We start from the raw sequence: 24,134 nt of genomic DNA on the forward strand, positions 1-24,134 counted from the left end.
GGCCGCTACTCGCGGTCGTCGGCGGCGGTGCGGCGGCGCCGCAGGAGGAAGAAGCCCCCGGCGCCGAGAACCACCACGACGACCACCGCGACGGCCACCGCGGTGCCGCTTCCCGAACCGCTCCCGGCCGGGGCGGCGGCGCGCTCCACCGCACGCAGCGAGTAGACCGGCCAGTAGCTGCTCCCGCCGTACAGGATGCCCTTGTCCTCGGGGATCGGGGTGATGGAGGCGATCCGGTCCTTGCGGTAGCCCTCCAGGTTGTTGGGATAGTAGATCGCGACGACGGGGGCCTCGGTGTAGAGCCGCTCCTGCATCTGCTTGATCAGCTCGACCCGGGCGGCTCGATCGAGTTCGGCCAGCTGCGCCTGGTAGAGCCTCTCGAACTCCTTGTCACAGAAGAACGACTCGGTGCCGCCGCCCTGCCCGCTCGCGGTGGGCCTGCGGCTGCACAGGTGGGTGGCCAGGATCTCCTCCGGATCCGGGTTGACGGACCAGCCGCTGATCGCGATGTCGTAGAGCGCCGTGCTGCCCGTCTCCTCGGTGAACTTGTTGGAGTCGAGCCTGCGGGTGGTGAGCTGGATGCCGATGTCCTTCAGCCAGCCGGTGAGGAACTGGGCGATCTTGTCCTCGACGGGCTCGTCGGTGTGGATGCTGAAGCGCATCTCCAGCTTGCGCCCGCCGTCGGGCATGGTGCGAACGCCGTCCGCGCCCTTGGCGTAGCCGGCCTCGTCGAGGATGCGGTTGGCCTCCGCCAGGTCGAAGGTGACGGCCTTGTCGCCCTCGGCCTTCCAGAAGAACTCCTGGTACATCGGCGGGATGATCGAACCGTCCGCCGGTACGGCGAGACCGTTCTGCGCCTGCTCGACGAGGGCCTTCTTGTCGATCGCGTGATGGATGGCCTGACGCACCCTGACGTCCTTCAGCGCGGGGTGCCCATCGCCGATCGGCTCGCCGCCGGCCGTCGCGGCGCCCGGGTTGAACTGCAGGTAGCTGGCCCTGCGGCCCTGGGTGTTCCACTGCGTGATGTTCGCATCGCCCGCGAGGGCCTCGAACTGCGGGCCCTGCAGGCGGCCGATCCAGTCGATGTCGCCCTTCTTCAGACCGGCGATCGCCGCCTCGGGGTTCTCGTAGAAGATGACGTGCAGCTCGTCGATGCCGGGGGCGCCGCGCCAGTACGACGGATTGGCCTTGAGCTTCACATAGCCGTTCTTCTTGTGCTCGACGGCGATGTAGGGCCCGCTGCCGACGGCGGGGTAGGTCTCGTTCTCGTAGGTGCCGATGTCGGGGACGCTCTCCCAGACGTGCTTGGGCATGATCGGGATCGGCAGCTCCAGCATCGAGGCCTGGGGCTTCTTGGTCTTGATCACCAGGGTCCGGTCGTCGGACGCGGTCACGGTGTCGAAGTTCTCGACGGCGGGGCCGTTGGCCGTCTTGGCCCCGTCATCCGTCATGATCTTGTTGAAGGTCCACGCGGCGTCCTGGGCGGTGACGGGCTTGCCATCCGACCAGGTGGCCCCGGCACGCATGGTGAAGGTCCAGGTCAACTTGTCCGGTGAGGTCTCCCACGACTCGGCGAGGTCGGGGCTGGGCTTCAGGGTCTTGGAATCGGGCACCGTGAGGAAGCCGTACATCCAGCGGTGGATCGACGTGGAGACCACCCGGACCGCCAGGAACGGGTTCATCGAGTCCATGCTCTGCGTCGCGCCCAGCCGGACGATCCTCTTCTCGGTCTGGGGTGCCCGCACGGCCGTCCCCTGGGAGGTCTGGGCGGTCTGGGCGGCAGAGGGTGATGCGTGCGCCACGAGAAGTGTCGCCATCGACAGCGCCAGGCTCAGCGCCGCCAGGCGCGTCCCCGTTCTGACCATGGTGTGCCCCACCTTCGGATCGGTGACTTATTGACAACGAAGGCACACCATACAAACAGCGTGTGTCAACGAGCGGTGGAAGATTGTTTCACTCTCGTTTTATTTGCCGACATTATTTTTCACTCCCTTCGGCACGAATCGACACAAAGGGGCTTATGTGTACCCGGGGGTTACTGCGGGGTGCTGGACCGACCGTCCGGTATGGACGGGGCGGTCGGGGTGCGGCATGCTACAGAACATGACTCTGTTCTCGGTGGAAGGCAAGATCGTCGTCGTCACCGGCGGCTCCAGGGGAATCGGCCGGATGATCGCGGCCGGGTTCGTCGACGCGGGAGCCACGGTCTACATCTCCTCCCGCAAGGCGGCCGAGGTCGAAAAAACCGCCGCGGAGCTGGGATGCACGGCCATCCCGGCCGACCTGTCCACCGAGGACGGGGTCTCCACCCTGTTCGAGGCGGTCGCGGAGCGGGAGTCCCGGCTGGACGTGCTGGTCAACAATGCCGGGGCGACCTGGGGCGCGCCGCTGGAGGAATACCCCGAGCAGGCGTTCGACAAGCTCTGGGGGATCAACGTCAAGGGCGTGTTCTACCTGACCCAGCGGTTCCTGCCGCTGCTCCGCGCCGCCGCGAGCCCCGAGTCCCCGGCCAGGGTGATCAACATCGGCTCGGTGGACGGTATCCGGGTGCCCTCGATGGAGAACTACGCCTACTCCGCGGCCAAGGCGGCGGTGCACATGCTCACCCGGCACCTATCCCAGCGGCTCGCCAAGGAGTCGATCACGGTCAACGCGATCGCCCCCGGGCCGTTCGAGTCGAAGATGATGGCCTTCGCGCTCCAGGACGAGAGGATGCGCGCGGCGGTCGCCTCCCACGTCCCGCTGGGCAGGATCGGCCGCCCCGACGACATGGCGGGCACCGCGATCTTCCTGTCCTCACGCGCCGGCGCCTACCTCACCGGGACCGTGATCCCGGTGGACGGCGGCATCTCCGGCCACGCGTAGCTCCCGGACTCTCCCCCCACGACCGGATCATCCGGTCCTTCAACCACACTTTGCCCCAAAAGCACCATTCGTAACGCAAGTGTAAAATTTTACCTCTTGCTGTCATTTCTCACAGATGACAGCTTTACTTCATGCTGAAGCGCTTCAAGGTGGTGGCGCCGGCCGTTCTGGCCGTCGCCATCGCCCTCCCAGCCGGTGCCGCCCAGGCGGACCCCACTCCGGCCGCACCACCCGTGACCACCTGTGACGCCACCCAGACTCCCGCCGTCTACCACGGCAAGGTGCCGACGCCGAAGAGTGTCCTCGGCTTCGACCTTGGCGAGCGGGAGGTCACCTCGGCCGAGTCCGACACGCTGCTGACCGCGATCGACGCGGCCAGCGACCGGGTCGTCTCCGGCACCCTGGCCACCACCGCCCAGGGACGTCCACTGAAGTACGCGATCGTCGGCACCCCGAAGAACATCCGGAACCTGCGCGCGATCGAGAACTCCATCAAGCTGCTGCGCAACCCCCTCACCCCCGCCCCCGCGGCGAAGGTCCTCGCCAGGAACACGCCCGCGATCCTGTGGGTCGCCGGAAACGTGCACGGCGGCGAGGAGAGCGGCACCGACGCGGCGCTGAAGACCCTCTACGACCTGGCCGGGCGGGACGACTGCGCGGCCAGGCGAATCCTGGACAACGCCGTCACGGTGATCCTGCCGACGCAGAACCCCGACGGCCGCGAGGCCGACACCAGGCGGAACGCCTACGCCTTCGACATGAACCGCGACTGGTTCGCGCGGACCCAGCCGGAGACCGACGGCAAGATCGAGCTGATGCGGAAGTATCCGCCGCAGCTCTTCATCGACGCCCACGAGATGGGCGGCACCGAGTACTTCTTCCCGCCGAACGCCGACCCGATCTACCACGACATCGCCGAGCCGACGGTCGACTGGATCAACAACACCTACGGCGCCGCGATGATCGGCGAGTTCACCAAGCGTGGGATCCCGTTCTTCAACCGCAGCGTCTACGACCTGTTCTACATGGGCTACGGCGACACGGTCCCGGCAGGCGGATTCAACGCGGCGGGCATGACCTTCGAGAAGGGCAACGCCTCCCCGATCGCGGCCCGGACCTTCGAGCAGTGGCTCACCCAGTGGGTCTCGCTCTCGGCGGCGGCGGCCAAGAAGACCGAGATCCTCACCACCTGGCACGGCATGTACGCCGACGCCCTCAAGCAGGGGATCAACGGCCACCTGGAGCCGAACCAGGTCTACAACCCGGGCCACGAGGTCATCACCCAGGTGCCCGACCGGAAGGTGCGCCACTACTTCCTGCGCGCCGACGACCCGGCCAAGAGGGCGGAGACCGACCTCGTCGTGCGGCGGCTCCAGCGGATGGACGTCCAGGTGTACAAGCTGGCCACGCCGCTGACGGTCAAGGACTTCAAGGCGTACGGCAGGCCCGAGGCGAAGACCACCCTGCCCAAGGGCACCTACTGGATCCCGCTGGCCCAGGCGCAGAAGCACTGGGTCCAGGCCATGCTGAACGAGGACACCTACACCCCGTTCCCCTACTTCTACGACGTGACCGCGTGGAGCCTGCCGCTGCTCGGCAACGTCTCCGGCGGCTCCTCGGGCCAGGTGCTGCTGCCCGTCGCGACGCCGGTGCGGGCGGTGGACGCCCCCTCGGTCAAGGTCACCACCTCCCGCAAGATCGGAGTCCTGCAGCTGTCCGGTGGCACCGCGCAGAACGCGGCCGAGTCCTCCGGCTGGCTCCGCCACCGCCTGGACCGCGACTGGAAGCTGTCCTACCAGGTGCTCACGCCGGCCGATGTCGCCGCGGGCAAGCTGGGCGGGCTGGACGTGCTGCTCGTGCCGGACGGCTCGTCCAACTCGGCGAACAACGCCCTCGGCGAGACCGGGCGCGCGGCGCTGCGCGACTGGGTCGGCGGCGGCGGGCGCTACGTCGGCTGGGCGGGCGGCGCCCGGCTGGCCGCCCTGGCCGGTGTCTCCAGCGTGACGCTGACCGAGCCGACCTCGGACATCCCCGGCTCGCTCCTCCGGACGAACGTGGCCCAGGGGCCGCTGAGCAAGGACATCGGGTCGAGCGTCATGCAGTTCTACGCGTACGACCTGGTCATGCGGGCCTCGAACCCCTCGCACGTGGTGACCTCCTACCCGGCCGCCGACTCGCCCGACTGGTTCCTGTCCGGTTTCGCGCTGGGCGCCGAGGAGCTCGCCGGAACGGCGGCGGTTGTCGACGAGCCGGTGGGAGGCGGCCACGCGGTGCTGTTCGCCGCCGAGCCGAACTTCCGTGCCTTCAGCGACGGCACGGCGAAGATCGTCGCCAACGCGATCACCGCCGACCTGCCGTCCGCCTCGGCGCGGGCGCGGGCGCTCGCCCCGGCCCCGGACGCCTCGCAGGCCGCCGCGGCCATCCCGGAGCACGAGTCGCCGATCCGGGTCACGGTTCCCACCGCCGACCGTGACAAGGCCGCCGCGGCGCTGAACGGCTTCGGTGCCACCTGGACCGAGCAGGCCGCTTCCGGCGGCGCGGTCCGGTTCGTCGTGGCCAACCCCGAGGGTCTCGACACGCACGAGCACCTCTGGGCGCGGAAGCTCCCCGGGGCGCTGCGTGACGCGGGGGTCTCGCCGCTCGCGGTGGTACTTCCGCAGTAAAGCCGGTGCGGCGCGCGTCCTTTCGCGGGGCGCGCGCCGTTCTCGGTACCGGCCTCGAAAGCTCGACGTGACCCGTGATCATGCCCCTAGTGCAACGTCCCTGAATGAGGGCAAAGATCCCGGCTGACCTGGGGTGATGATGGTCTCAGGGGGATTGTCATGCCGAAGCTACTGTATGCGCGTCCGCCGCTGGACGCCGAAGAGGAACGGCAGATCCGCAAATTGGCCGGGGCCCATCACGCCCCGGCTGATTGGATCATGCGGGCGCAGATGATCGTGTTCAGCTGGCAAGGGCTGCGCACCAGCGCCATCGCGGCCAAGCTGGGCTGTCACATGCAGACCGTGCGCGAGCGGATCGAGCGGTTCAACGCCGAAGGCCTGGCCGGACTGGGCAATCGGCCCGGAGCGGGCCGCAAACCACGCATCACCGAGGTCGAACGCGGACAGATCATCGCCTTGGCGCGTTCGACTCCGCCCAGACGGCCGGTCCGCGGCGAGGCCGGGAACCTCCTCGCGAAGGACGAAAGCGGACCTGCGCAGTGGACGCTGGACAGTCTGACCGCTGCCGCCCGCGCTCAAGGCATCCTCATCGCGCGCAGCCAGGTCCGCCGGATCTGCTCACCGAGAGAGTCCGCTGGCGCCACACCCGCTCCTGAACCACTTCAACCGATCCGGACTTCGCCCCCAAAGGGCCGAGGTTATCGGTCTCTACACCCAGCCGCCGCTCGGCACCCCGGTCATCTGCGCCGATGAACTGGGGCCGGTGCCCCCCGCCGTACCTTCCCACCCGCCCCGGGCTGGTCGCCCGACGGGCACCGGATCAAGGACCGGCTGGAGTATTCGCGCGGCACCGACAAGACCTGGGTGTACGGCGCGCTGCGCATCCGCGACGGCACCGAACTCACCTTCTGCGCGCCCTCGCGCAACAGCGACGGCTGGATCCAGCTACTGGAGCAGATCGGCAAGGCCAACCGGCGCGACCCAATCGTTGTCATCACCGACAATCTGTCCAGCCACTTCAGTTGGCGGGTCAGGCAATGGCTGGCCCGTCACCCTCGGATCCGCCAGGTGTTCATCCCGATCAAGGCCTGCTGGCTGACAACGCCCGGTCGGCGAGTTGGTCAAGAGCAGGGACGAGACGAGAGCTGGTCAGGGAAGATGGGGACACTAGCGCGACTCCTGCGACGATCTTCGGATTCGAGACCTGAAAGATCAGCGGAAGTCGCGCTCTTTCGTACTCCACCTGGCCAAACACTCAACGTCGCTATACCGCATCAGAACTCGGGAACGCCGGGGCCCTGCCCCCCTGACCATTTCGAGGCCGGTGACGTCGATCCGAGTTGAAAGCCTTGGCGGAGGCTTTCAGTCACTACCTGATTTCAGAAAGCCATTCAGAGGTGACTCCATGTCGAATCACCCAAATAAACTAACTAATCAGTCACAGTAAGCTAACCCAGCTAAGCGCCATTAGAAATTTCCCCCACAGGTAACATCGAGCACCTCGAAGATCAAGTCTTGCAAGGCCTCTCTTAAGCCATTACCGTTTGACAGGCGCTGCGGTTTTTCGCGACATCATCCGCCGCGAATCCCATTGGACTCTCCCGAAGGGAAATTCATGCCTGTCGGACGTCGCCTGTACTTCCTTATCGTCTCGATGGTGGCCGTTCTGACGGCCACCATCGCGCCTGCTTCAGCGGATCTATGGCCGTGGGTGGATGGGATTCCACCAGACAAGACTGTACACACCTACTGCTACACATCATCGGTGGGAAGCGGCCTCAAGTCCTACATTCCCGGTGCCATGAACTATCTGGCAGACAACACCGATGTTGAGGGCACATATCTGGAGTCTCCTTGTGATATTCACAACTCCAATGGCCCCGGAGGAGACCCGGCCACCGATGCGGCGTGGTTCCAGGTCTGGGTGAACAATGCGTACGGCGAGGTGGAGTGTCTAGTATTCACGGCATCCCAGCCGGGATGGTGTGACCAGTGGCATGTCAGAATTAATAATGAGACGATCGATGTCTCAGACGATCCCCACCACCAGTACATCAAGACGGTCTGCCACGAACTCGGGCACTCGGTCGGACTCGCGCACTACAACCCTAACCTCAGTCCTCCGGAGTACCCAGGGGCAGCAGGACAGCCGCACGACTGCCAGGCAAGCGGATCGGTTGCAAGCCCCAATCTTCCTGGAGCGTCCGGGTCATGGATCTGGCAGTACAATCAGCATCACAAAGACCACATCAACGCATGGTTCTAAGCCAAGGGAAGGTAGCAATGAAAAAGCGTTCCAGCGTTACCGCCCTCCTGGCAGCCGCTTTACTGCTCACCGGGTGCGCAAGTCATGATAACGACAGAAAAGCAGCTGTGGCGCCGCCGAGTCATGGCCATGGGGATAGCGTCGGAAAATCACCCGAAGGATCTTTGAAAGTATCTATTCTGCGCGAGTCCGAAGCAGACTATGATTTCGTGACTTCACCGGAAAGCCTGGCTGAACAGCAACCCATCGTTGCAGCCGGAGTGGTAGCGGGATGGCAGCAAGGACCCATTCTGGAAACCTATGAGGGAGGTCCCCTCGACTACCGTGCGGTGCTGAAGGTCAAGGTCACCGACGCCCTTAAAGGCGTAAAGGGACGGGAGTCCATCCCCGGGGGCATGATGTTTGTCGAACTCCGTCAGGGAGGGGTTGTCCGGGACGACTCCCTTCCGCCGGAGAAGTGGAAGCCGAGGAAGGCAGTAGAGGACTTCGCGACCTCCATTCCGGCAGGGACAAAAGTCATGCTCTTCGTGACGGAGAGGCCACCGCACGAGCAGAAGGTTCTCGACAGGGGAGAACCACTTCCCGAGCAGGCACGTCTGATGAGTCCTCCACCCCAAGGCCTGGTCTTCGAAGATCCCCTCCTGGCCCAGCAGAAGTCCGGCCAGCCTACACTCGTCGGTGGCAGAGAGCCCCTAGACGCTGCCGGGCAGTCGCCGTGGCTGGAGCCGAAAAACATGCACGAACTGATCGACCGGCTGAGGAGTAAAGGCTTCTCGGAGTAGATGAATGACCCGTCGGGTGTGGTCGACAAGCTCTGTTGCTGGCACACCCGACGGCATGCATAGATTCTGACCGCTTCGCCGGCAAGGTACCAGCCCCTCCCCCTCGGATCTGAGGCGTCTCAATGGTTCCGGATAGGCAGACCGTTAGGGTTGAAACTATCCGGAAGGGTTTACAGAGTGCCGAAGCGTCAGCAGAAAAGATTCACCCAGGAGTTCATCTGCATGGTGCTGGAGGACGACCACACCGTGGTCGACTGCGCAGGTGAATCCCTCTGATCTCGACTCCGTACAGGCCCTAATGGGAGTGAACCGAGAGCGGTTTGTCTGGTCAGCCAGACTCGATTCGGTAAGCCTCCGCCAGGTGAGCAGTGACTGCCTCCGGCTTTGGCCCCCAGTACGTTTCCGTGAGCTTGTTCATGAACCGTCAGATCGCCTTGGCCAGGGCGGTCGCCAGGTTGGCGGCGGCGCCGGGCGCGTAGCTCAGGAACAGGTAGGGCTCGGTGAGCTCGATCTCGATGAGGGCCGGGCTGCCGTCGGCCAGCCGGACCAGGTCCACCCGGGCGTAGAGCAGTTCGGGAAACTCGCCGAGCACCTGCTCGGCCAGGGCGAACTGGTCGGGCTCGGGGGTGCGGAGCTCCCCGTGGTCGTTGCCCTGTCCCGGCTTGGTGGCACTCTCGGTCAGCATCGGGTTGCGCCGGACGGCGTGGCTGAACCTGCCGCCGAAGTAGAGCATCGAGGTCTCCCCCTCGCCCTCGACCATGTCCAGGTACGGCTGGATCATCGCGGTCCGCCCGTTGGCGGCCAGCTTGGCGGCGTGTTCCTCGGCCTCCCCGCGGTCCGCGGTCCTGATCGTGTCGCGGGCTCCGGCCGAGATCGACGGCTTGACCACGTACTCGTCGAGGAGCGGGAGGTTCGCGGCCTCGCCCGGCGCGACCCAGGAGGTGGGGATGATCGGCGCCTTCAGGTCTTTCAGATAGACCTTGTCGGTGTTGCGTTCCAGCACGGCGGCCGGGTTGAACAACCGGGTGACGGACTCGACGTGCCGGGCCCAGTCGAGGAACTCCGTCCGCCTCGTCACATAGTCCCAGGGGGTACGGACCACGACGGCGTCGAATGCGGCCCAGTCGACGCTGGGATCGTCCCAGCACACGATGTGGCCGGTGATCCCCGCCTCGGCCCAGGCCGCGACGACGATTCCCTTCTCGTCGTCGAGCTTGTCCGGGTCCGCGAAGGTCACGTACGCCGCAGAAACGCCCATGAGGTATCCCTTTATGTCATCACCAATTAGACATAAGGCACCTTACCTATAGCCGCGTTTTCGACCGCAGGCCGGTCTCTGCGGGTCGTGTTCTCAGAGGTCAACTCGGCTCATGCCGCACGGCTTACGGGCGGGCCGGGTGTGCGCTCCGGCTGTCTCGGTCGCGTTCTCACGCCTTTATGGCGGATCCGGTGTGCGCGCTCCGGTGGGTGGGTGCTCCGGCCGGCCGTCTCAGCCGCTCCCCGGTGTTCCAGGCCTCCGGCCTGCTCGGGCGCGGTGATCGTGGGCTTTTACACGCCGGCCGAAGCACCCCTCCGCGCCTTCCACCCCGCCGTACCGCGTACAGACCGTAGCCGCTCACTCTCCGACCGCCCAGTGGACTCTCCGACGCTGAAGCTCTCGCGACGAGGCCGCTCAGGGCTGGTCACCGTAGCTGACGCGTGTCTCGCCGACACAGCGCAGGGTCGATCACCGTACGGGTGCAACGGCGCGAGGCATCTCGTGCGGCCTGCCCCGACTGTGAAAACAAACCGTTGTTCGCGACCCCTTGTAGGGACGATGAGGATGCCACCGACCAGAGGGAAAACCCGACCGCGGTGTCTTTTCTCCCGTACTCCGGCCGCCCCCGGTAAGGATGGCCACATCTGGTCACGCCAAGGCCATGGCCGCCGGTGCGGTGACGATAAAAGATCAAGGCAACAGGCGATCTACGATCATTCGCTTCTGCTCCGCCCTGGAAGACATGCGCCCTGCCAGCGGAGTGCTGCCTGGCCGAAGGTGATGCGGGCCTTGACGGCCAGAGGGCGGAGCCGGACGGAAAGGACAGCTCGGCATGCCCCTGCCTGACGACCAGTTTCTTGAGATTGCCACCGACGCCTACGTCTTCGGTTATCCGCTGGTCTTGATGGACATCACCAAGGCCATCGATACCAACATGGATCCCAACAACGAGGACGAACACGCCCCAATCAACCAGTTCATCCACGCCCGCGACCTGCCCGACCCGGCAGACCGCACAGTGGTGCGCACCAACCAGGACACCCTCTACTCCTTCTCCTGGCTCGACCTGACCGCCGAGCCGATCGTGCTGTCCCTGCCTGACATGCAAACCAAGGAGCCGGACAACGAGACGGAGCGTTCGCGGTACTGGCTGATGCAGATCATGGACGCCTGGTCCAACACCCTGCACAACCCCGGCCAGACCACCACCGCCACCCCCGCCGCCTTCCTGCTGTACGGCCCCGACTGGAACGGCGATGTCCCGGCCAACACCACACCGCTGTCGATGCCGACCAACACCGTCTGGATCGTGGGCCGCACCGAACTGATGGCCCTCGACGACGCAGATGAACTGGAGCACGTACACGCGCTGCAGGACGACATGCGGCTGATCCCGCTCAGTGCCTGGTCCTCATCCGGCGGCTACGTCCCGCCCCCAGGCACCTTCGATCCCGACATCGACCTGAAAACCCCGCCTCCCGCCCAGGTGGAGGCCATGAAGGCGGTGACGTTCTACAACCAGCTGTGTGCCCTGATGGTCCCCAACCCGGCCTCGCCTGAGGATTCGGGCATGATGGAGCGCCTGGCCTCCATCGGGATCGTGCCCGGGGGCACCGTCGATGACCTGAACAGCGATCTGCTGGAGCAGGCCAAGAAGGACGGCGAGACCCGCGTCAGGACCTACACCAACCCCGAGGTTGAGGACCTCAACGGCTGGTTGTCGTCTCCCAACCTCGGCACCTACGACACCAACTACGATCTGCGCGCCTCCACCGCGCTGTATGGACTGGGCGCCAACCTGCCAGAGGATTCCCTCTACCCCAGCACGGCCAGCGCGGACAGCTCCACCACCGCCACCCGCTTCCGGCTGCATTTCGAGCCCGGCGAGCTCCCTCCGGTCGATGCCTTCTGGTCGATCACCGCCTACGACACCGACGGCTACTTCATCCCCAACGACGCCAAGAAGTACGCCGTCGGCCACCAGGACCTCATCACCACCAACACCGACGGGTCCGCCGATATCGCCATTCAGCCCGACGATCCCGGCGCTGACATTCCGGCGAGTAACTGGCTGCCCGTCGGCAACGCCCCGTTCACGCTGACCATGCGCCTGTACGCACCCGATAAGAACACCATCGCCGGCTGGAAGCCTCCTCGGCTGACCGCCGAAAGCTGAGGTGGGACGGTGCTCGCAGGCAGGTGACGTCCGGCGCGGACGGCCGGGACGGTAAACCACCTGCACCGGGCACCGGCGACCTTGCCGCTTGCCGGGCGGGCCGGGGCGCGGCGCTGACCTTGTGATCAGCCCGTTTCCCCGGCCCGTCCGCCGAACCCGGCGTGCTCCTTCTCAGGTGAAAAAGGCGTTCCTCCGCCTACTCCCAGCGGAAGAACACGGCCGCGACGACGCTGCCGAACACGAGGCTGACGGCGAGGCCGATCAGGTGGGCGGCCTCGACGGGCGCGCCGATCCAGGCAGCCGACAGGGCCTGGGTCCCAGCGCCGAACGGCAGCCACTGCCCGATCGTCGCGATCGCGTCCGGGAGGCTGTCGCGCCCGCCGAACAGGCCGCCGGCGGCGCCCAGGACGAAGAAGACGCTCAGGCCGATCGCCACGGAGGAGTTCGGGGTGGGCGACAGTGCGGCGACGATCAGGCCCACGGCGTACATGGCGGCCACTGTCAGCGCCAGCACACCGAGCGCCGCGCCGACGTGCACCGGGGGGTTGGCGCCGAACGCCAGGATGGCCAGGATCCAGGCGGCCGCGATGCCAACGGCGATCTGCAGCACGCCGGCGGCCGCCTGGGCGACGAGGACCAACGCGGGCGAGGCGGGCGTCACCCCGAGGCGTCGCAGGATGCCGCTGCGACGGTAGTAAGCCAGGAAGCTCGGCATGTTGACGATGCCGGTCGTGGCCACGACCATCGTGAACACCAGCGGCAGCACATGGACGTCGAGGGCCGTGCGGCCGTGCGCGATCGTCTCCCGGCCTGCGGACGAGGCGCTCATCACCAGGATGAGCATGGGCAGGCCGATCGGCACGATCAGCCCGGCGGTGTCGCGGGCAACCATCTTGAGCTCGCAGATCAGCAGTCCGGCCCAGGCGCGTGGGCCGGGGCGGTGGACGGTGATGTCCGTCATCGGATCGTCTCCTCCTTGGTGTCGAGCCGGTGCCCGGTCAGGGCGACGAAGGCGTCGTCCAGGCCGGCCTGTTCGCTGCGCGTCTCGGTCGCCACGACGCCGGCGCGTACGAGCGCGACGCTGACGGCCTGGAGCAGGTCACCGCGGCCTTCGACGGCGACGCGGTCGCCGTCGGCGCGTACCCGCTCGACCTCGTCGAGTCCTTCGAGCAGCCCGCTCGGCACGGGAGCGGCCGTGCGGAAGGTGACCCGCTGAGCGAACCCGGCCCTTCGAACGAGCCCGGAGGGCGAGTCGAGGGCGACGACCCGTCCCGCGTCGAGCAGCGCGACCCGGTCGCACAACCGTTCGACCTCCTCCATGGCATGGCTGACGAGCAGGATGGTCACGCCGGACTCGCGCAGGCGCTCAAGGGTCGACCACATCTGGCGGCGCGCCTCGGGGTCGAGCCCGGTGGTGAGCTCGTCGAGGATCACCACCCGAGGCCGCCCGACGAGGGCGAGCGCGATGGACAGCCGTTGCTGCTGGCCACCGGAGAGCTTCTCGAAGCGGGTGCGGTGGGAGGCGGTCAGGCCGACCGACTCGATCAGGTCGCCGGTAGGCAGCGGGTCGCGGTAGAAGGTCCCGTACAGGCGGACCAGTTCGGTGACCGTGAGCGCGGAGTGCAGGGTGGCCTCCTGCAGCTGGACTCCGAGGACCTGGCGCAGCCGGGCCCGGTCGCGCCGGACGTCCAGGCCGAGCACGCGGACGGTGCCGCGGTCGGGCCGCCTGAGCCCGGCGATCAGCTCGACGGTGGTCGTCTTGCCGGCCCCGTTGCGCCCCAGGATGCCGAAGATCTCGCCGGTGGCGACCGACAGGCTGACCTCTTCGACGGCGACCTTGGAGCGGTAGCGCTTGTGCAGGCGCTCCGTTTCGACGGCGGGAGATGACGTTGTCGCATGCATGCCGTCGACGTTAGGAGGGGCGAGCCCTTGGCGCCTGTGCCGATGGTCAGCATTGGCACCCATGACTTTCGGCACCTCAGCCCGGATGCGAGCGCCAGTACAGTGACGGTATGCGGCGAATCGAGCCGGACGCGTGGGCGGGGCTGGCGGTACTTCTGGTGTGCCTCGCGGTGGGCGCCCCGACGCTGCTCGGCGCGGCCGGGACACGGGTGCCCAAGCTGGTGTGGGGCGTGCTGTTCGTGGCGCTGCTGGCCACGTCGCTGACCGCCGCGGTCTGGGAGGATCGCCGGCCGAGGCCGGCGCGGGTCTGCTACGGCGCGGCCGTCGTGCTGGGGTGGCTGACGATCCTGACGGCGCCCAGCGCCGGGTTGCTGCCGATCCTGCTGGTCTTCACCGCGGCCTTGAGCGCGTACATCGCGCCACTGTGGGCGGGCCCGGTGGTGGTCACGCTCAACACCGTCGTCATCGCCGTGACCGTGAGCCTCACCGGCGCCACCTTCACCGAGATCGGCCTCAGCGCGCTGCTGTACCTGCTGATCCAGACCGCGACGCTGCTGAGCTCGCTGGCGATCATCCGGGAGCAGCGGATGCGCCGCGAGCTGGTCGAGGCGCATCTGGAGCTGCGGGCGGCGAGCGTCATCCTGGCCGACACCGCACGCGCTCACGAACGCCTGCGCATCGCCCGGGAGCTGCACGACCTCATGGGGCACCAGCTCACGGCGCTCACCCTGGAACTGGAGGTCGCCCGGCACCACGACGGCTCCGGCGCGCGCGTGCACATCGAGCGCGCCGACCGGGTGGCGCGGGACCTGCTCCGCGACGTGCGCACGACCGTCGGGCAGCTGCGCGCCGACGCGCCCGATCTGCGCGCGTCCCTGAGCGCCGTGGTACGCGACATTCCCGGCCTCGACATCGGCGTGTGGATCGACGACGACGTACGCCCCACCGAGGAAGTGACCATGACGCTCATCCGCGTCGTCCAGGAGATCGTCACCAACACCATCCGGCACGCGAACGCGACCTCGCTGCGCATCCGGATCGAGAACACGCCGGACCAAGCCGTGAAACTCACCTCCGTCGACGACGGGCGTGGCAGCCCTCAGCTGCGGCCCGGCAACGGGCTGCGCGGCCTGAGCGAGCGGATCGACGCGATCGGCGGCGACGTGCGGCTCGACGGCAGCGACGGGTTCCGCGTCACCGCCAGGGTGCCCGCGCGATGATCCGGGTGATCGTGGTCGACGACCAGACCCTGGTGCGGCAGGGCATCCGCAGCCTGCTCGACCTGACCGACGACATCGAGGTGGTGGGAGAGTCCGACGACGGCATGTCCGCGCTGGCGGCGATCGAGGAGCACGCCCCCGATGTCGTCCTGCTCGACCTGCGCATGCCCCGCCATGACGGTATCTGGACGCTCACGGCGCTGCGGGAGCGCGCGGACGTCGCGCCACCGGTGCTCGTGTTGACCACGTTCGACAACGACACCCTCGTGCTGGACGCGATGCGGGCGGGGGCATGCGGTTACCTGCTGAAGGACGTGACGCTCGAACGGCTGACCCGGGCCATCCGTGTCCTGGCCGGCGGAGGGACGCTGATCTCGCCGTCGATCACCGCCCGGCTGCTGCGCGCGGTGCACCGCCGCCGGCCGCCGGGCGACGACGACCTGCCCGCGATCCAGCAGCTCACCGAACGAGAGCTGGAGGTGCTGCGGCTCGTCGCGGAGGGTTACAGCAACCGCGAGATCGCCCAGGCCCTGTTCCTGGCCGAAGGCACGGTCAAGAACCACGTCTCGACCGTGCTGCTCAAACTCGGGGCGCGCGACCGCACCAACGCGGTGCTGCGCGCCCTGCACACCAACATCCTCGACTGACAGATGAGGAGGTATCCGGTCTCGCACACGAGGCACCGGCCGCCCGGACAGTGCCCCCCTCGTAGGGACAATGAGGACACGACGCCACCGTGTTCGAGCTGAACGCGCTGCACGTGTTGCGACCCCTCGCAGGGGCGATGAGGACTTCACGGCTTACGGGCGTGCGCGCGCTCCGGTGGGTGGGTGCTCCGGCCGGCCGTCTCAGTCGCTCCCCGGTGTTTCAGGCCTCCGGCCTGCTCGGGCGCGGTGGTTGCGGGCTTTCATACGCCGGCCGGAGCACCCACCCACCTCCGCGCCTTCCACCCCGCCGTACCGCGTGCGTGCCGTAGCCGCTCACTCTCCGGCCGCCCAGTGGACTCTCCGACGCTGAAGCTCTCGCGACGAGACCGCTCAGGCTGATCGCCGTAGCTGACGCGTGTCTCTCCGACACAGCGCAGGGTCGATGCCGTAGGGATCGGAAGCCGGATCGTTCCCAGAAACCCGCAAGTCAGCTCCAAGACGATCTTCAGTGCCGCCCGCAATCTTGTCCCCAGACCTGATGGCGTGAGCTGTCGGCGCATGCGCTCTCAGTGCATATCGGACGAAGCGGAACGCGAACCGGAGGACATGGAAATGTACAAGAAGGCCCTGACCGTCGCGATGGCGGCGGCCGTCCTGTCCACGCCGGCCCCGGCACCCGCGTCTGCGGCTCCGACAATCGAGACCATCTTCGGACCCACCATCACCCTCAGGGAACCGGACAGCACCTTCGTCTGCTCAGCCGGAGAGGTGCTGATCGACCGCGCCCACTGGGGGGACGAGAACGGCTGGACCCGCTACCGGTGCGGCCAGATCCGCATCGACGGTGAAGCGGTCACCGTGCAGACCGGAAATTGGAGCTACGGCATAAAGGAGAGCAACTCGTACTTCGCCGCCTCTGCCGATCAGGTCCTCATCGGCAGGAGGCATCAGGGCGACGAGAACGGTCTGACGTGGTACCTCGTCGGCACGCTGCACTGGCGCGGAAGTCAGGTGCGGCTCACCTCCCGGCAGTGGACCGCGGCCATGACGGAGAGCAACCACTCCTCGCAGGCGTTCGCCCCTCTGGTCATGACCGGCCGCCGGCACCAGGGGGATGAGAACGGTCGCACCTTCTACGAGTACAGCAGGGTCACCGCCGGCTGAGGCCTCCCGCCCACATGGGCCGTGTGACGCACAAACCTCAGGCCTGCGCGTGCCCAGGCCCCGAGGTCGTGTGCCACGCCGTCCTCCGGGCAGTCCAGGGCGAGAACACCAACGCGGGGCCGTGTGGGTTTTTGCTGTCGCGGACGGCCACGATGCCGGTGAGGTTGCCGGTCACCTCGACGCACCGGCCGTTGCCACCACTGCGGCTGCTCTTGCGCCATGTGGAAGGCTGGTGGTGCCGCGGTCTACGCGCCGTTTTTCAGGTCTGCCACGAATGCCGCCCAGGTGTTACGGGCAAAGACGAGCCTGGGCCCCTCGGGGTTCTTGGAATCCCGGACGGCTACTGCATCGTCCAGGTTCGCGACTTCTACGCAGTCTCCGTTGCCTCCGCTGAGCGAACTCTTTCGCCACACGGCTTTGGTCAGGTCTACCGGGTTGGACATCGCACGGCCCTTCCGCTGGACACTCATACCAGGTTGTTTGACGCGTTCATCAGCATAACCATCGTGTCCGCCGGACTGAGTGCCGCTGCTCTGAGGTAATCGAACACCGCGACGTAGCGTCGGACGTCAGCGCTGTCCTCCAGGTACAGACCGCTGGACATGTTCTCCAGGTAGATGACATCCAGGTCGCTCGGAGCAGGAAAGCCCACGATGTTAAATGATCCGGTCATCGCCTGATGCGCGCCGGCCCGGTAGGGGAGGACCTGGATCATGATGTTGGGTCGCTGGCCGACTTCGGCGAGGTGCTTGAGCTGACTGGCAGTGATCTCGGCTGTTCCCACGTGCTGACGCACCACACCCTCCCCGAGAATTACGGATAGTTCCAGCGGGTTATCGTCCGCGAGCCGCTTCTGACGCTCCATCCGCACGGAGACCCTGCGTTCGATCTCCTCTGATGCGTCTCCGGGGCGGGTGGCCGCGACAACCGCCCGCGCGTAGTCCGCGGTCTGCAGCAGGCCGGGGACCAACGTCTGCTGGTAGGTCTTGATGGATGTCGCCTCGGCTTCGAGGCCGATGAGCGTCGCGTACTCGCCGGGCAACACGTCCCCGTAGTTCTGCCACCATCCTCGCTGTCGCGCTTCCCTGGACAGGGCCATCAGCGGCTCCCTGTCGGCCTCAGGGACCTCGTACATGTCGAGAAACGCGCGGAGGTCGCGCGGTCGGATGCCTCTACGGCCCGTCTCGATCCGGCTGATCGAGGCCGCCGTCAACTCCATGCGGTCGGCCACCTCCTGCATGGACAGGCCGCGTTCGGTGCGCAACCGGCGCAGCTCTGACGCCAGGCGACGCCTGCGGACGGTGGGACTTGTGTCGGCAGCCATGGCCGCACCCTCCTGGAGGTCTTACGTCTGAAAACTATCTTTGGAAACTTCCTTAGGTAACTACCAGGAACATACGGCCCGAGGTAGCTTATCGGAGTGTAATCGAATGACTACAGAAGCGGTGGGGTGATGGAGATACCGGGGCGAGAGCGCGATTCGCAGCAAGTGCAGTACATCCACCTCGTACGACTCGGCTGGGACCTCCGGGTTCTTGGGGTGGCCACCTCGGTGGTCGTCCCCGTCGCTGGGGCGCCGGTGTTGGAGATCATGTCTTCTACCGGGGTTCGGGTCCGGATCCAGGTCACCCGCCGGGCCTGCGGCTGGGTCTTCGTCTGGCGTCCCTGGTGGTCGGTAATCTGGCGGCGTGACTGGATCTGGGCCGAGGCGAACAACGCGGCCGACATGATCGCGTCGGCGGTGACCGCGTGAGCGCGCGGGGACAGGACGGCCCCAGCGCGGCGGAGGCGGCGGTCAAGCGCTGGGACGGGCTTTGGATCGTGGGTCAGCGGGACTTTCCCGGCATCGCGCAGTCAGCGGGGGCCGCTCGCAAGTGGGTGCTGGAACTCCTGGACGGCCATGCGACCGCCGAGACGCTGGAGACGCTCGAACTACTGGTCAGCGAGGTGGTGACCAACGCCGTCCTGCACAGCGACTCGGCCAGGCCCGGCGGGCTGGTGACGGTCCGGGTGGGGTTGGGCGACGGCCTGATCCACATCGAGGTGATCGACGACGGCTCGGCCACCAGCGCGCCCGCGATCCGGACGGCCGACGACGACAGCCTCAGCGGGCGCGGCCTGAGCTGGGTGAATCTCCTGGCGAGCACATGGGGCAGCAGCCAGAACGACGAAACCGGCGGAACGGTCTGGTTCCAGCTCGGGCAGAGCCCCTCTCATCAGGACACAATCCCCCTCCCTCCCGGTGAAGGCAGTCAGTGACCTCCATGGCGACACCCAAGAGCGCGCTGGTCTTGTCCGGCAACCAGTCGTTCAGGGAGGCTCAGTCGGCGTCGCCTCGCGTTCGCCGGTCAGCCCGGGGCCTTGCGGCTGAGGTGTTCCCAGGCGCGGTACTCCTCGGTGCGGGCCTGGTCCATCTGCTGGACGAGGTCGTAGGAGTGACCGCCGACGATCAGCCGCCGCGGCGGATCCGGCAGGTCGACCAATTCCATGATGACGGGAGCGGCCGTACCGGGGGCGGGGCCGGCGTCCTCGCCCCACATCTCGGCCAGCTTGACCCGCAGGGGCTCGTAGGCCGGATGAGCCTGTGTCGTCGTGGTGCCCACCGTGAACAGCCCGGTGTCGTACCCGCCCATCTGGACGATGGTGACCTTGATGCCGAAGGGCTCGACCTCCATCGCCAGCGCCTCGCTGACCGAGTCGAGCGCCGCCTTGCCCGCCCCGTAGAACCCGACTGAGGCGAAACCGCCGCCGGAGCCCATCGAGGTGACCTGGAGGATGCGCCCGGAGCCCTGCGCCCGCAGATACGGGACGACGGCTTGGGCGACCCAGACCGCGCCGAAGAGGTTGACGTCGAAATGGGCCCGGATCTGCTCCTCGGTGGCCTCCTCCAGCATGCCGTACAGCAGGCCGCCGGCGTTGTTGACCACGATGTCGAGCCTGCCGAAGGCCGCCACCGCCCGGTCCACCCCCTCCCGCACGGCCGTGCGGTCGGAGACGTCCAGCGGCAGCCGTACGAGGCTGCCCGGATACTCCTCGGCCAGTTCCGCGAGTGGATCGATATTGCGGGCAGCGGCCACGACCCGGTCTCCCGCGGCCAGTGCGGCCTCAGTGAACGCCCTGCCCAGGCCCCGGGACGCGCCGGTGATGAACCATACTCGGCCGTTCGTCACAGGCCCTCACCTCCTTTGGATCGTCTCTCAAGACGAGACGTTACGTCTCGCCATGTTGCGATCCTTAATCTGCACCCGCTTCCCCGTCATGTCAAGACGGACCGTCTCGTCTTGTCCATCTGCTATCCTCAGCGGCATGTCCACCGCCAAGAAACCGAACCCTGCCCGCCGCAGTGAGCGGTCGCGGCGGGCGATTCTGGACGCCGCGCGCGAACTGGTCTCCGAAGTGGGGTACGCGAAGGTCTCGATCGAGGCCATCGCCGCGCGGGCCGGCGTGGGCAAGCAGACGATCTACCGGTGGTGGCGGTCCAAGGGAGCCGTGGTCTTCGACTCCTTCCTGGCGCTCAGCGAGGGGACCCACGGGGAGGGGATGACGCTGCCCGACACCGGCGACATCGAGGCCGACCTCAAGGTCGTCATGCGCGCGACCGTCGCCGAGTTCGCCGATCCGGACTTCGAGGCGCCGATCCGGGCGCTCAACACGGAGATCATCAACGATCCCGACCTCGCCGCCCAGTACCGCGAGAAGCTGGCCGACCCCGTCGACGAGGCCAAGAAGGTGCGGCTGCGCAGCGCGCAGCGAGCGGGCCAGATCGCGGCGGACGCCGATCTCGACCTGGTACTCGAACTGCTCTACGCCCCCCTCTACCAGCGCTGGCTGCACCGCTCCGGCCCCCTCACGCCCGAGTACGCCGACGCCCTCGTGGACCTCACCCTCAAGGCGTTCCGCCCCTGAGACCCCGGCCGCGCGAGGAGCGAAGCGGGCTCCGGCCGGGCACCGCTCCCTCCATCGCGATCAGTGGCCCTGCGCGAGGTGTCGCAACACCTCCGTCTCGCGCCTGCTCAGCCTGCTCAGCGGGTCGACGTGGGTAGTGCGGCCGGGGTGGTCCGGGTTGCCGGGCGCATGGTCAGGATCAGTACGGCCAGCCCGGCGAAGATGACCGCGGCGACGACGCCGGTCACGTGCAGGCCGGCGGTGAACGCCTCCCGCGCGGTGTGCAGCAGTTCCGCGCCCTGGCCGGCGGGAAGGTGCCGGCTGGCGGCGACCGCGCCGGCCAGCGAGTCGGACGTGCCGCCCATCCGGCTGCGGTAGACCACCGCGGCCACCACACCGAGCAGCGCGAAGCCGAGCGAACCGCCGAGGTAGTTGCCGGTCTCCGACATCGACGCCGCCGAGCCGGCGCGCTCCGGTGGTACGGACCCGACGACCAGCCCGGTGCCCAGCGCGAACAGCGGGCCGGTGCCCAGCGCCAGTACGGTGATGCCGATCATCACCAGCGGCAGGGCGCTCGCACCGTCGACGCCGACCAGCAGCAGGCTGCCCAGCGCCGACCCCACCAGCCCGCCGGCGATCGCGGTCGTCTGCTTCATCCGCCGGCCCAGCGCCGGCGCGGCCATGGTGCCGACCGCCACGCCCAGGCCCATCGGTGCGAACAGCACCGCCGACGCGAACGGCGAGAAGCCCAGCACGCTCTGCAGGTACTGGGTCACCAGCAGGCCGGTACCGGCCATGGCGATGCCGGCGAAGGCCAGCCCGACGAGTACGGCCGTGAACGGGCGGTTGCGGAGCAGTCGCAGGTCCAGCAGCGGCGTCTCCAGCCGCAGTTGCCGGCGTACGAACAGGAATCCGATGGCCGCACCGACGACGAGGGCCACCGCCGGCACGACCGGCACGCTCTCGACGGTCAGCTGCTTGAAGCCGTAGACCATCAAAAACACCGCCACGAGCGACAGCCCGACGCCGGCCAGGTCCAGCCGACCGGCCTGGTCACTGCGGAACTCCGGCAGCAGGACCGGCCCGGCGAGCAGCAGCAACGCCATCGCCGGCACGGCGACCAGGAACACCGATCCCCACCAGAAGTGCTGGAGCAGGAATCCGGCGAGTACGGGTCCGAGCGCGCCACCGGTGAACTGGCAGGTCGCCCAGATCGCGATGGCCTGCCCACGCTGCCGTTCGTCGCGGAACATGTTGGTGATCAAGGCAAGTGTGGACGGTGCCAGGGTCGCGCCGGCGACACCCAGCAGCGCACGCGCGACGATCAGCATCAGCGGGCTGGTCGCGAAGGCGGCCACGACCGACAGCACCGCGAACGCCGCCCCGCCGATCATCAGCAGCCGTCGGCGGCCAATCCGGTCGCCGAGCGTACCCATCGTGATGACGAAACCGGCCACCATGAATCCGTAGCCGTCACTGATCCACAGCTGCTGGACGTTGGTGGCACCCAGATCGGCAGCCAGCTGTGGGAGCGCGAGGAGCAACGCCGTCATGTCTATCGCGACGAGAAATGTCGGCAGTACGAGGACGATCAGTCCCAGCCAGGCCCGGTTGACTCGCATATCCGAAACTCCCTGTTCTCTCGATGTCTCACCGGTCAGTCGGAGCGGTCGGGAGCTTCTTGACATCGGTACGGGCGGACACCGGGCGCGTTCTCGCCGGTTGCTATCGCTCTAGCCTTTCCGCTCTGTCTCGCAGGTAGCGCTGTTCGGGGAGGCTCGTGGTACGCCGGGCCGCCAGCCGGTAGTTCTCTCGTGCGGCGGCGTACTCGCCCGCCAGTTCCTGGAGGTGGGCGCGGACGGCGTAGAGGCGATGGTGGCGGGCGATCCGAGGGTCGCTGTCCAGGCTTTCCAGCAGTTCGAGTCCGGCCTGGGGCCCGCGGGTCATCGCGACCGCGACGGCGTGATTGAGCGTGACCATCGGGTTCGGCGCGATCCGGCCGAGGATTGCGTACAGGATGCGGATCTGTTCCCAGTCGGTGTCCTCAGCCCGCGGTGCCTGGACGTGCAGCGCGGCGGTCGCCGCCTGGAGATGGTAGGGGCCGAGGGGTGAGGAGGACATGGCGCCGGTGACCAGCGCGGTGCCCTCTTCGATCAGGGCGGCGTCCCACCGGTTCCGGTCCTGCTCGGCCAGCGGTATGAGGACGCCGTCCGGGCCGGTGCGAGCCGCACGGCGGGCGTCGGTCAACAGCATCAGTGCCAGCAGCCCGGCGACCTCCCCGTCATCCGGCAAGGACCGGTGCACCATACGGGTGAGCCGGATCGCCTCTGCGGTGAGCTCGCCGCGGTGCAGGTCGGGTCCGGAACTGGCGGTGTAACCCTCGTTGAAGATCAGGTAGAGCACATGCAGGAGGGCGTCCAGCCGTTTGGCCCGCTCCTGGACGCTCGGCATCTCAAACGACGCACCGACGGCTTTGATCCGCTGCTTGGCACGGCTGACCCGCGGCGCCATGGTGGCCTCCGGCACGAGGAACGCCCGCGCCACCTCGGCGGTGGTGAGCCCGCCGACGGCGCGCAGCGTGAGCGCCACCTGAGAGGCGGGTGTCAGCGCCGGATGACAGCACAGGAACAGCAGCGCGAGCGTGTCGTCCTGGTCGCCCGGGCTTTCCTCGCCGGGCGCCGGCACGACGGCGGCGTCCGGCGCCTCCCGCACCGCCGCGGTGACCTCCCGGCGGCGGCGCGCCTGCTCGCTGCGTACCTGGTCGACCAGGCGGCGGGAGGCAACGGTGACCAGCCAGGCACGCGGGCTGTCCGGAACCCCGTCGGCGGGCCACTGCGTCGCCGCGGCGAGCAGCGCCTCCTGGACCGCGTCCTCGCACTCCTCGAATCCGCCGTAGCGGCGCAGGAGCACGCCGAGGACCTGCGGCGCGAGTTCGCGCAGCAGGTCCCCAAGGCGTTCGGTCGTGCTCACATCTCCATCCCGGCCGAGTCCATCAGCGGCCGCACCTCCACGCCGCCGACCTGACCACTCGGTATCAGGGCGGCCAGTTCCACGGCGCGTTCCCGGCTTTCGCAGTCGACCACGTACTGGCCGACGACATGATCCGGGGTCTGCAGGTACGGGCCCTCGGTCACGGTCACCACACCGTCCCGAGCCCATACGACGGCGCTGATGGACGGATCGGCGAACACGTGAGCACTGATCAGCTCCCCTGCCTGCCCGGCCGTGGCCAGGAACTCCTCATGGTCGAGCCCTCCCCGGGGTAGGGCCGCGGCGCTCAGGTAGAGACTCAGCAGGAACTTCACC

The 24,134-nt window shown here is 67.6% G+C and carries 23 protein-coding genes and 1 pseudogene; 13 read left to right on the forward strand and 11 right to left on the reverse strand.

The window, feature by feature from the left end:
* Positions 1 to 5: 5 nt before the first annotated feature.
* A complete protein-coding gene (locus ACWD3H_RS03465) occupies positions 6 to 1,865 on the reverse strand; it encodes an ABC transporter substrate-binding protein (protein WP_451953870.1) in 1,860 nt (619 codons plus the stop codon).
* 238 nt (positions 1,866 to 2,103) lie between these two features.
* Between ACWD3H_RS03465 and ACWD3H_RS03470 the strand changes: the two genes are divergently transcribed.
* The 6 genes from ACWD3H_RS03470 to ACWD3H_RS03495 all read left to right on the forward strand — a co-directional run bounded on the left by ACWD3H_RS03470 (position 2,104) and on the right by ACWD3H_RS03495 (position 8,576).
* Positions 2,104 to 2,865, forward strand: coding sequence for an SDR family oxidoreductase (locus ACWD3H_RS03470; protein WP_355564097.1), 762 nt, complete (start codon positions 2,104 to 2,106; stop codon positions 2,863 to 2,865).
* Between the two features lie 131 nt (positions 2,866 to 2,996).
* A complete protein-coding gene (locus ACWD3H_RS03475) occupies positions 2,997 to 5,528 on the forward strand; it encodes a M14 family zinc carboxypeptidase (RefSeq protein ID WP_451953871.1) in 2,532 nt (843 codons plus the stop codon).
* A gap of 159 nt (positions 5,529 to 5,687) precedes the next feature.
* Positions 5,688 to 6,281, forward strand: a complete 594-nt coding sequence (locus tag ACWD3H_RS03480; RefSeq protein ID WP_451953872.1) for a helix-turn-helix domain-containing protein — start codon at positions 5,688 to 5,690, stop codon at positions 6,279 to 6,281.
* A 78-nt stretch (positions 6,282 to 6,359) separates the two neighbouring features.
* A complete protein-coding gene (locus ACWD3H_RS03485; protein WP_451953941.1) occupies positions 6,360 to 6,872 on the forward strand; it encodes a transposase in 513 nt (170 codons plus the stop codon).
* A 271-nt stretch (positions 6,873 to 7,143) separates the two neighbouring features.
* Positions 7,144 to 7,794: a hypothetical protein gene (locus tag ACWD3H_RS03490; protein ID WP_451953873.1), complete on the forward strand. Its 651-nt coding sequence runs from the start codon at positions 7,144 to 7,146 to the stop codon at positions 7,792 to 7,794.
* A gap of 329 nt (positions 7,795 to 8,123) precedes the next feature.
* Entirely contained in the window at positions 8,124 to 8,576 is a 453-nt protein-coding gene (locus ACWD3H_RS03495) for a hypothetical protein (RefSeq protein WP_451953874.1), read from the forward strand.
* A 424-nt stretch (positions 8,577 to 9,000) separates the two neighbouring features.
* Here the strand turns inward: ACWD3H_RS03495 and ACWD3H_RS03500 are convergent, their stop codons facing one another.
* Complete coding sequence (locus ACWD3H_RS03500) at positions 9,001 to 9,834, reverse strand: ATP-grasp domain-containing protein (RefSeq protein ID WP_451953875.1); 834 nt, start codon at positions 9,832 to 9,834, stop codon at positions 9,001 to 9,003.
* 832 nt (positions 9,835 to 10,666) lie between these two features.
* On the opposite strand from ACWD3H_RS03500, the gene ACWD3H_RS03505 reads away from it, so the two are divergent.
* Complete coding sequence (locus tag ACWD3H_RS03505) at positions 10,667 to 12,010, forward strand: DUF1254 domain-containing protein (protein WP_451953876.1); 1,344 nt, start codon at positions 10,667 to 10,669, stop codon at positions 12,008 to 12,010.
* Positions 12,011 to 12,206: 196 nt separating this feature from the next.
* Here ACWD3H_RS03505 and ACWD3H_RS03510 read toward each other — a convergent pair whose 3' ends face one another.
* Together ACWD3H_RS03510 and ACWD3H_RS03515 are read right to left on the reverse strand one after the other, a co-directional pair.
* On the reverse strand, positions 12,207 to 12,971 hold the full coding sequence (locus ACWD3H_RS03510) for an ABC transporter permease (RefSeq protein ID WP_451953877.1): 765 nt from the start codon (positions 12,969 to 12,971) through the stop codon (positions 12,207 to 12,209).
* Positions 12,968 to 13,912, reverse strand: coding sequence for an ABC transporter ATP-binding protein (locus tag ACWD3H_RS03515; protein WP_451953878.1), 945 nt, complete (start codon positions 13,910 to 13,912; stop codon positions 12,968 to 12,970). The genes ACWD3H_RS03510 and ACWD3H_RS03515 overlap by 4 nt, the downstream gene beginning before the upstream one ends.
* 110 nt (positions 13,913 to 14,022) lie before the next feature.
* On the opposite strand from ACWD3H_RS03515, the gene ACWD3H_RS03520 reads away from it, so the two are divergent.
* From ACWD3H_RS03520 to ACWD3H_RS03530, 3 genes are all read left to right on the forward strand, one after another.
* Positions 14,023 to 15,132 (forward strand): histidine kinase, encoded by a 1,110-nt coding sequence (locus tag ACWD3H_RS03520; RefSeq protein WP_451953879.1) that lies wholly within the window; start codon positions 14,023 to 14,025, stop codon positions 15,130 to 15,132.
* Positions 15,129 to 15,779 (forward strand): response regulator, encoded by a 651-nt coding sequence (locus ACWD3H_RS03525; protein WP_451953880.1) that lies wholly within the window; start codon positions 15,129 to 15,131, stop codon positions 15,777 to 15,779. The genes ACWD3H_RS03520 and ACWD3H_RS03525 overlap by 4 nt, the downstream gene beginning before the upstream one ends.
* Before the next feature lie 612 nt (positions 15,780 to 16,391).
* Positions 16,392 to 16,943, forward strand: a complete 552-nt coding sequence (locus ACWD3H_RS03530) for a hypothetical protein (RefSeq protein WP_451953881.1) — start codon at positions 16,392 to 16,394, stop codon at positions 16,941 to 16,943.
* 37 nt (positions 16,944 to 16,980) lie between these two features.
* Here the strand turns inward: ACWD3H_RS03530 and ACWD3H_RS03535 are convergent.
* The 3 genes and pseudogenes from ACWD3H_RS03535 to ACWD3H_RS03545 form a co-directional block, all read right to left on the reverse strand.
* Positions 16,981 to 17,154: pseudogene (locus ACWD3H_RS03535) on the reverse strand (DUF397 domain-containing protein); the annotation flags it as partial.
* Positions 17,155 to 17,188: 34 nt separating this feature from the next.
* Positions 17,189 to 17,413, reverse strand: a complete 225-nt coding sequence (locus tag ACWD3H_RS03540) for a DUF397 domain-containing protein (RefSeq protein WP_451953882.1) — start codon at positions 17,411 to 17,413, stop codon at positions 17,189 to 17,191.
* On the reverse strand, positions 17,410 to 18,267 hold the full coding sequence (locus tag ACWD3H_RS03545; RefSeq protein ID WP_451953883.1) for a helix-turn-helix domain-containing protein: 858 nt from the start codon (positions 18,265 to 18,267) through the stop codon (positions 17,410 to 17,412). The genes ACWD3H_RS03540 and ACWD3H_RS03545 overlap by 4 nt, the downstream gene beginning before the upstream one ends.
* 165 nt (positions 18,268 to 18,432) lie before the next feature.
* Between ACWD3H_RS03545 and ACWD3H_RS03550 the strand changes: the two genes are divergently transcribed.
* Complete coding sequence (locus ACWD3H_RS03550) at positions 18,433 to 18,696, forward strand: hypothetical protein (RefSeq protein ID WP_451953884.1); 264 nt, start codon at positions 18,433 to 18,435, stop codon at positions 18,694 to 18,696.
* The gene (locus ACWD3H_RS03555) at positions 18,693 to 19,202 is read left to right on the forward strand and encodes an ATP-binding protein (RefSeq protein ID WP_451953885.1); all 510 of its coding nucleotides are present in this window, start codon (positions 18,693 to 18,695) and stop codon (positions 19,200 to 19,202) included. Before ACWD3H_RS03550 ends, ACWD3H_RS03555 begins: the two co-directional genes overlap by 4 nt.
* Positions 19,203 to 19,291: 89 nt before the next feature.
* On the opposite strand, the gene ACWD3H_RS03560 is transcribed toward ACWD3H_RS03555, so the two are convergent.
* Positions 19,292 to 20,113, reverse strand: coding sequence for an SDR family NAD(P)-dependent oxidoreductase (locus ACWD3H_RS03560; protein ID WP_350912938.1), 822 nt, complete (start codon positions 20,111 to 20,113; stop codon positions 19,292 to 19,294).
* A gap of 136 nt (positions 20,114 to 20,249) precedes the next feature.
* On the opposite strand from ACWD3H_RS03560, the gene ACWD3H_RS03565 reads away from it, so the two are divergent.
* The gene (locus tag ACWD3H_RS03565) at positions 20,250 to 20,849 is read left to right on the forward strand and encodes a TetR/AcrR family transcriptional regulator (RefSeq protein WP_451953886.1); all 600 of its coding nucleotides are present in this window, start codon (positions 20,250 to 20,252) and stop codon (positions 20,847 to 20,849) included.
* 116 nt (positions 20,850 to 20,965) lie between these two features.
* Here the strand turns inward: ACWD3H_RS03565 and ACWD3H_RS03570 are convergent, their stop codons facing one another.
* The 3 genes from ACWD3H_RS03570 to ACWD3H_RS03580 form a co-directional block, all read right to left on the reverse strand.
* Positions 20,966 to 22,450, reverse strand: a complete 1,485-nt coding sequence (locus tag ACWD3H_RS03570; protein ID WP_451953887.1) for an MFS transporter — start codon at positions 22,448 to 22,450, stop codon at positions 20,966 to 20,968.
* A 103-nt stretch (positions 22,451 to 22,553) separates the two neighbouring features.
* The gene (locus ACWD3H_RS03575) at positions 22,554 to 23,798 is read right to left on the reverse strand and encodes an RNA polymerase sigma factor (protein ID WP_451953888.1); all 1,245 of its coding nucleotides are present in this window, start codon (positions 23,796 to 23,798) and stop codon (positions 22,554 to 22,556) included.
* On the reverse strand, positions 23,795 to 24,133 hold the full coding sequence (locus ACWD3H_RS03580; RefSeq protein ID WP_451953889.1) for a YciI family protein: 339 nt from the start codon (positions 24,131 to 24,133) through the stop codon (positions 23,795 to 23,797). The genes ACWD3H_RS03575 and ACWD3H_RS03580 overlap by 4 nt, the downstream gene beginning before the upstream one ends.
* Position 24,134: the final 1 nt, after the last annotated feature.

The sequence above is a fragment of the Streptosporangium sp. NPDC002607 genome (assembly GCF_053592655.1).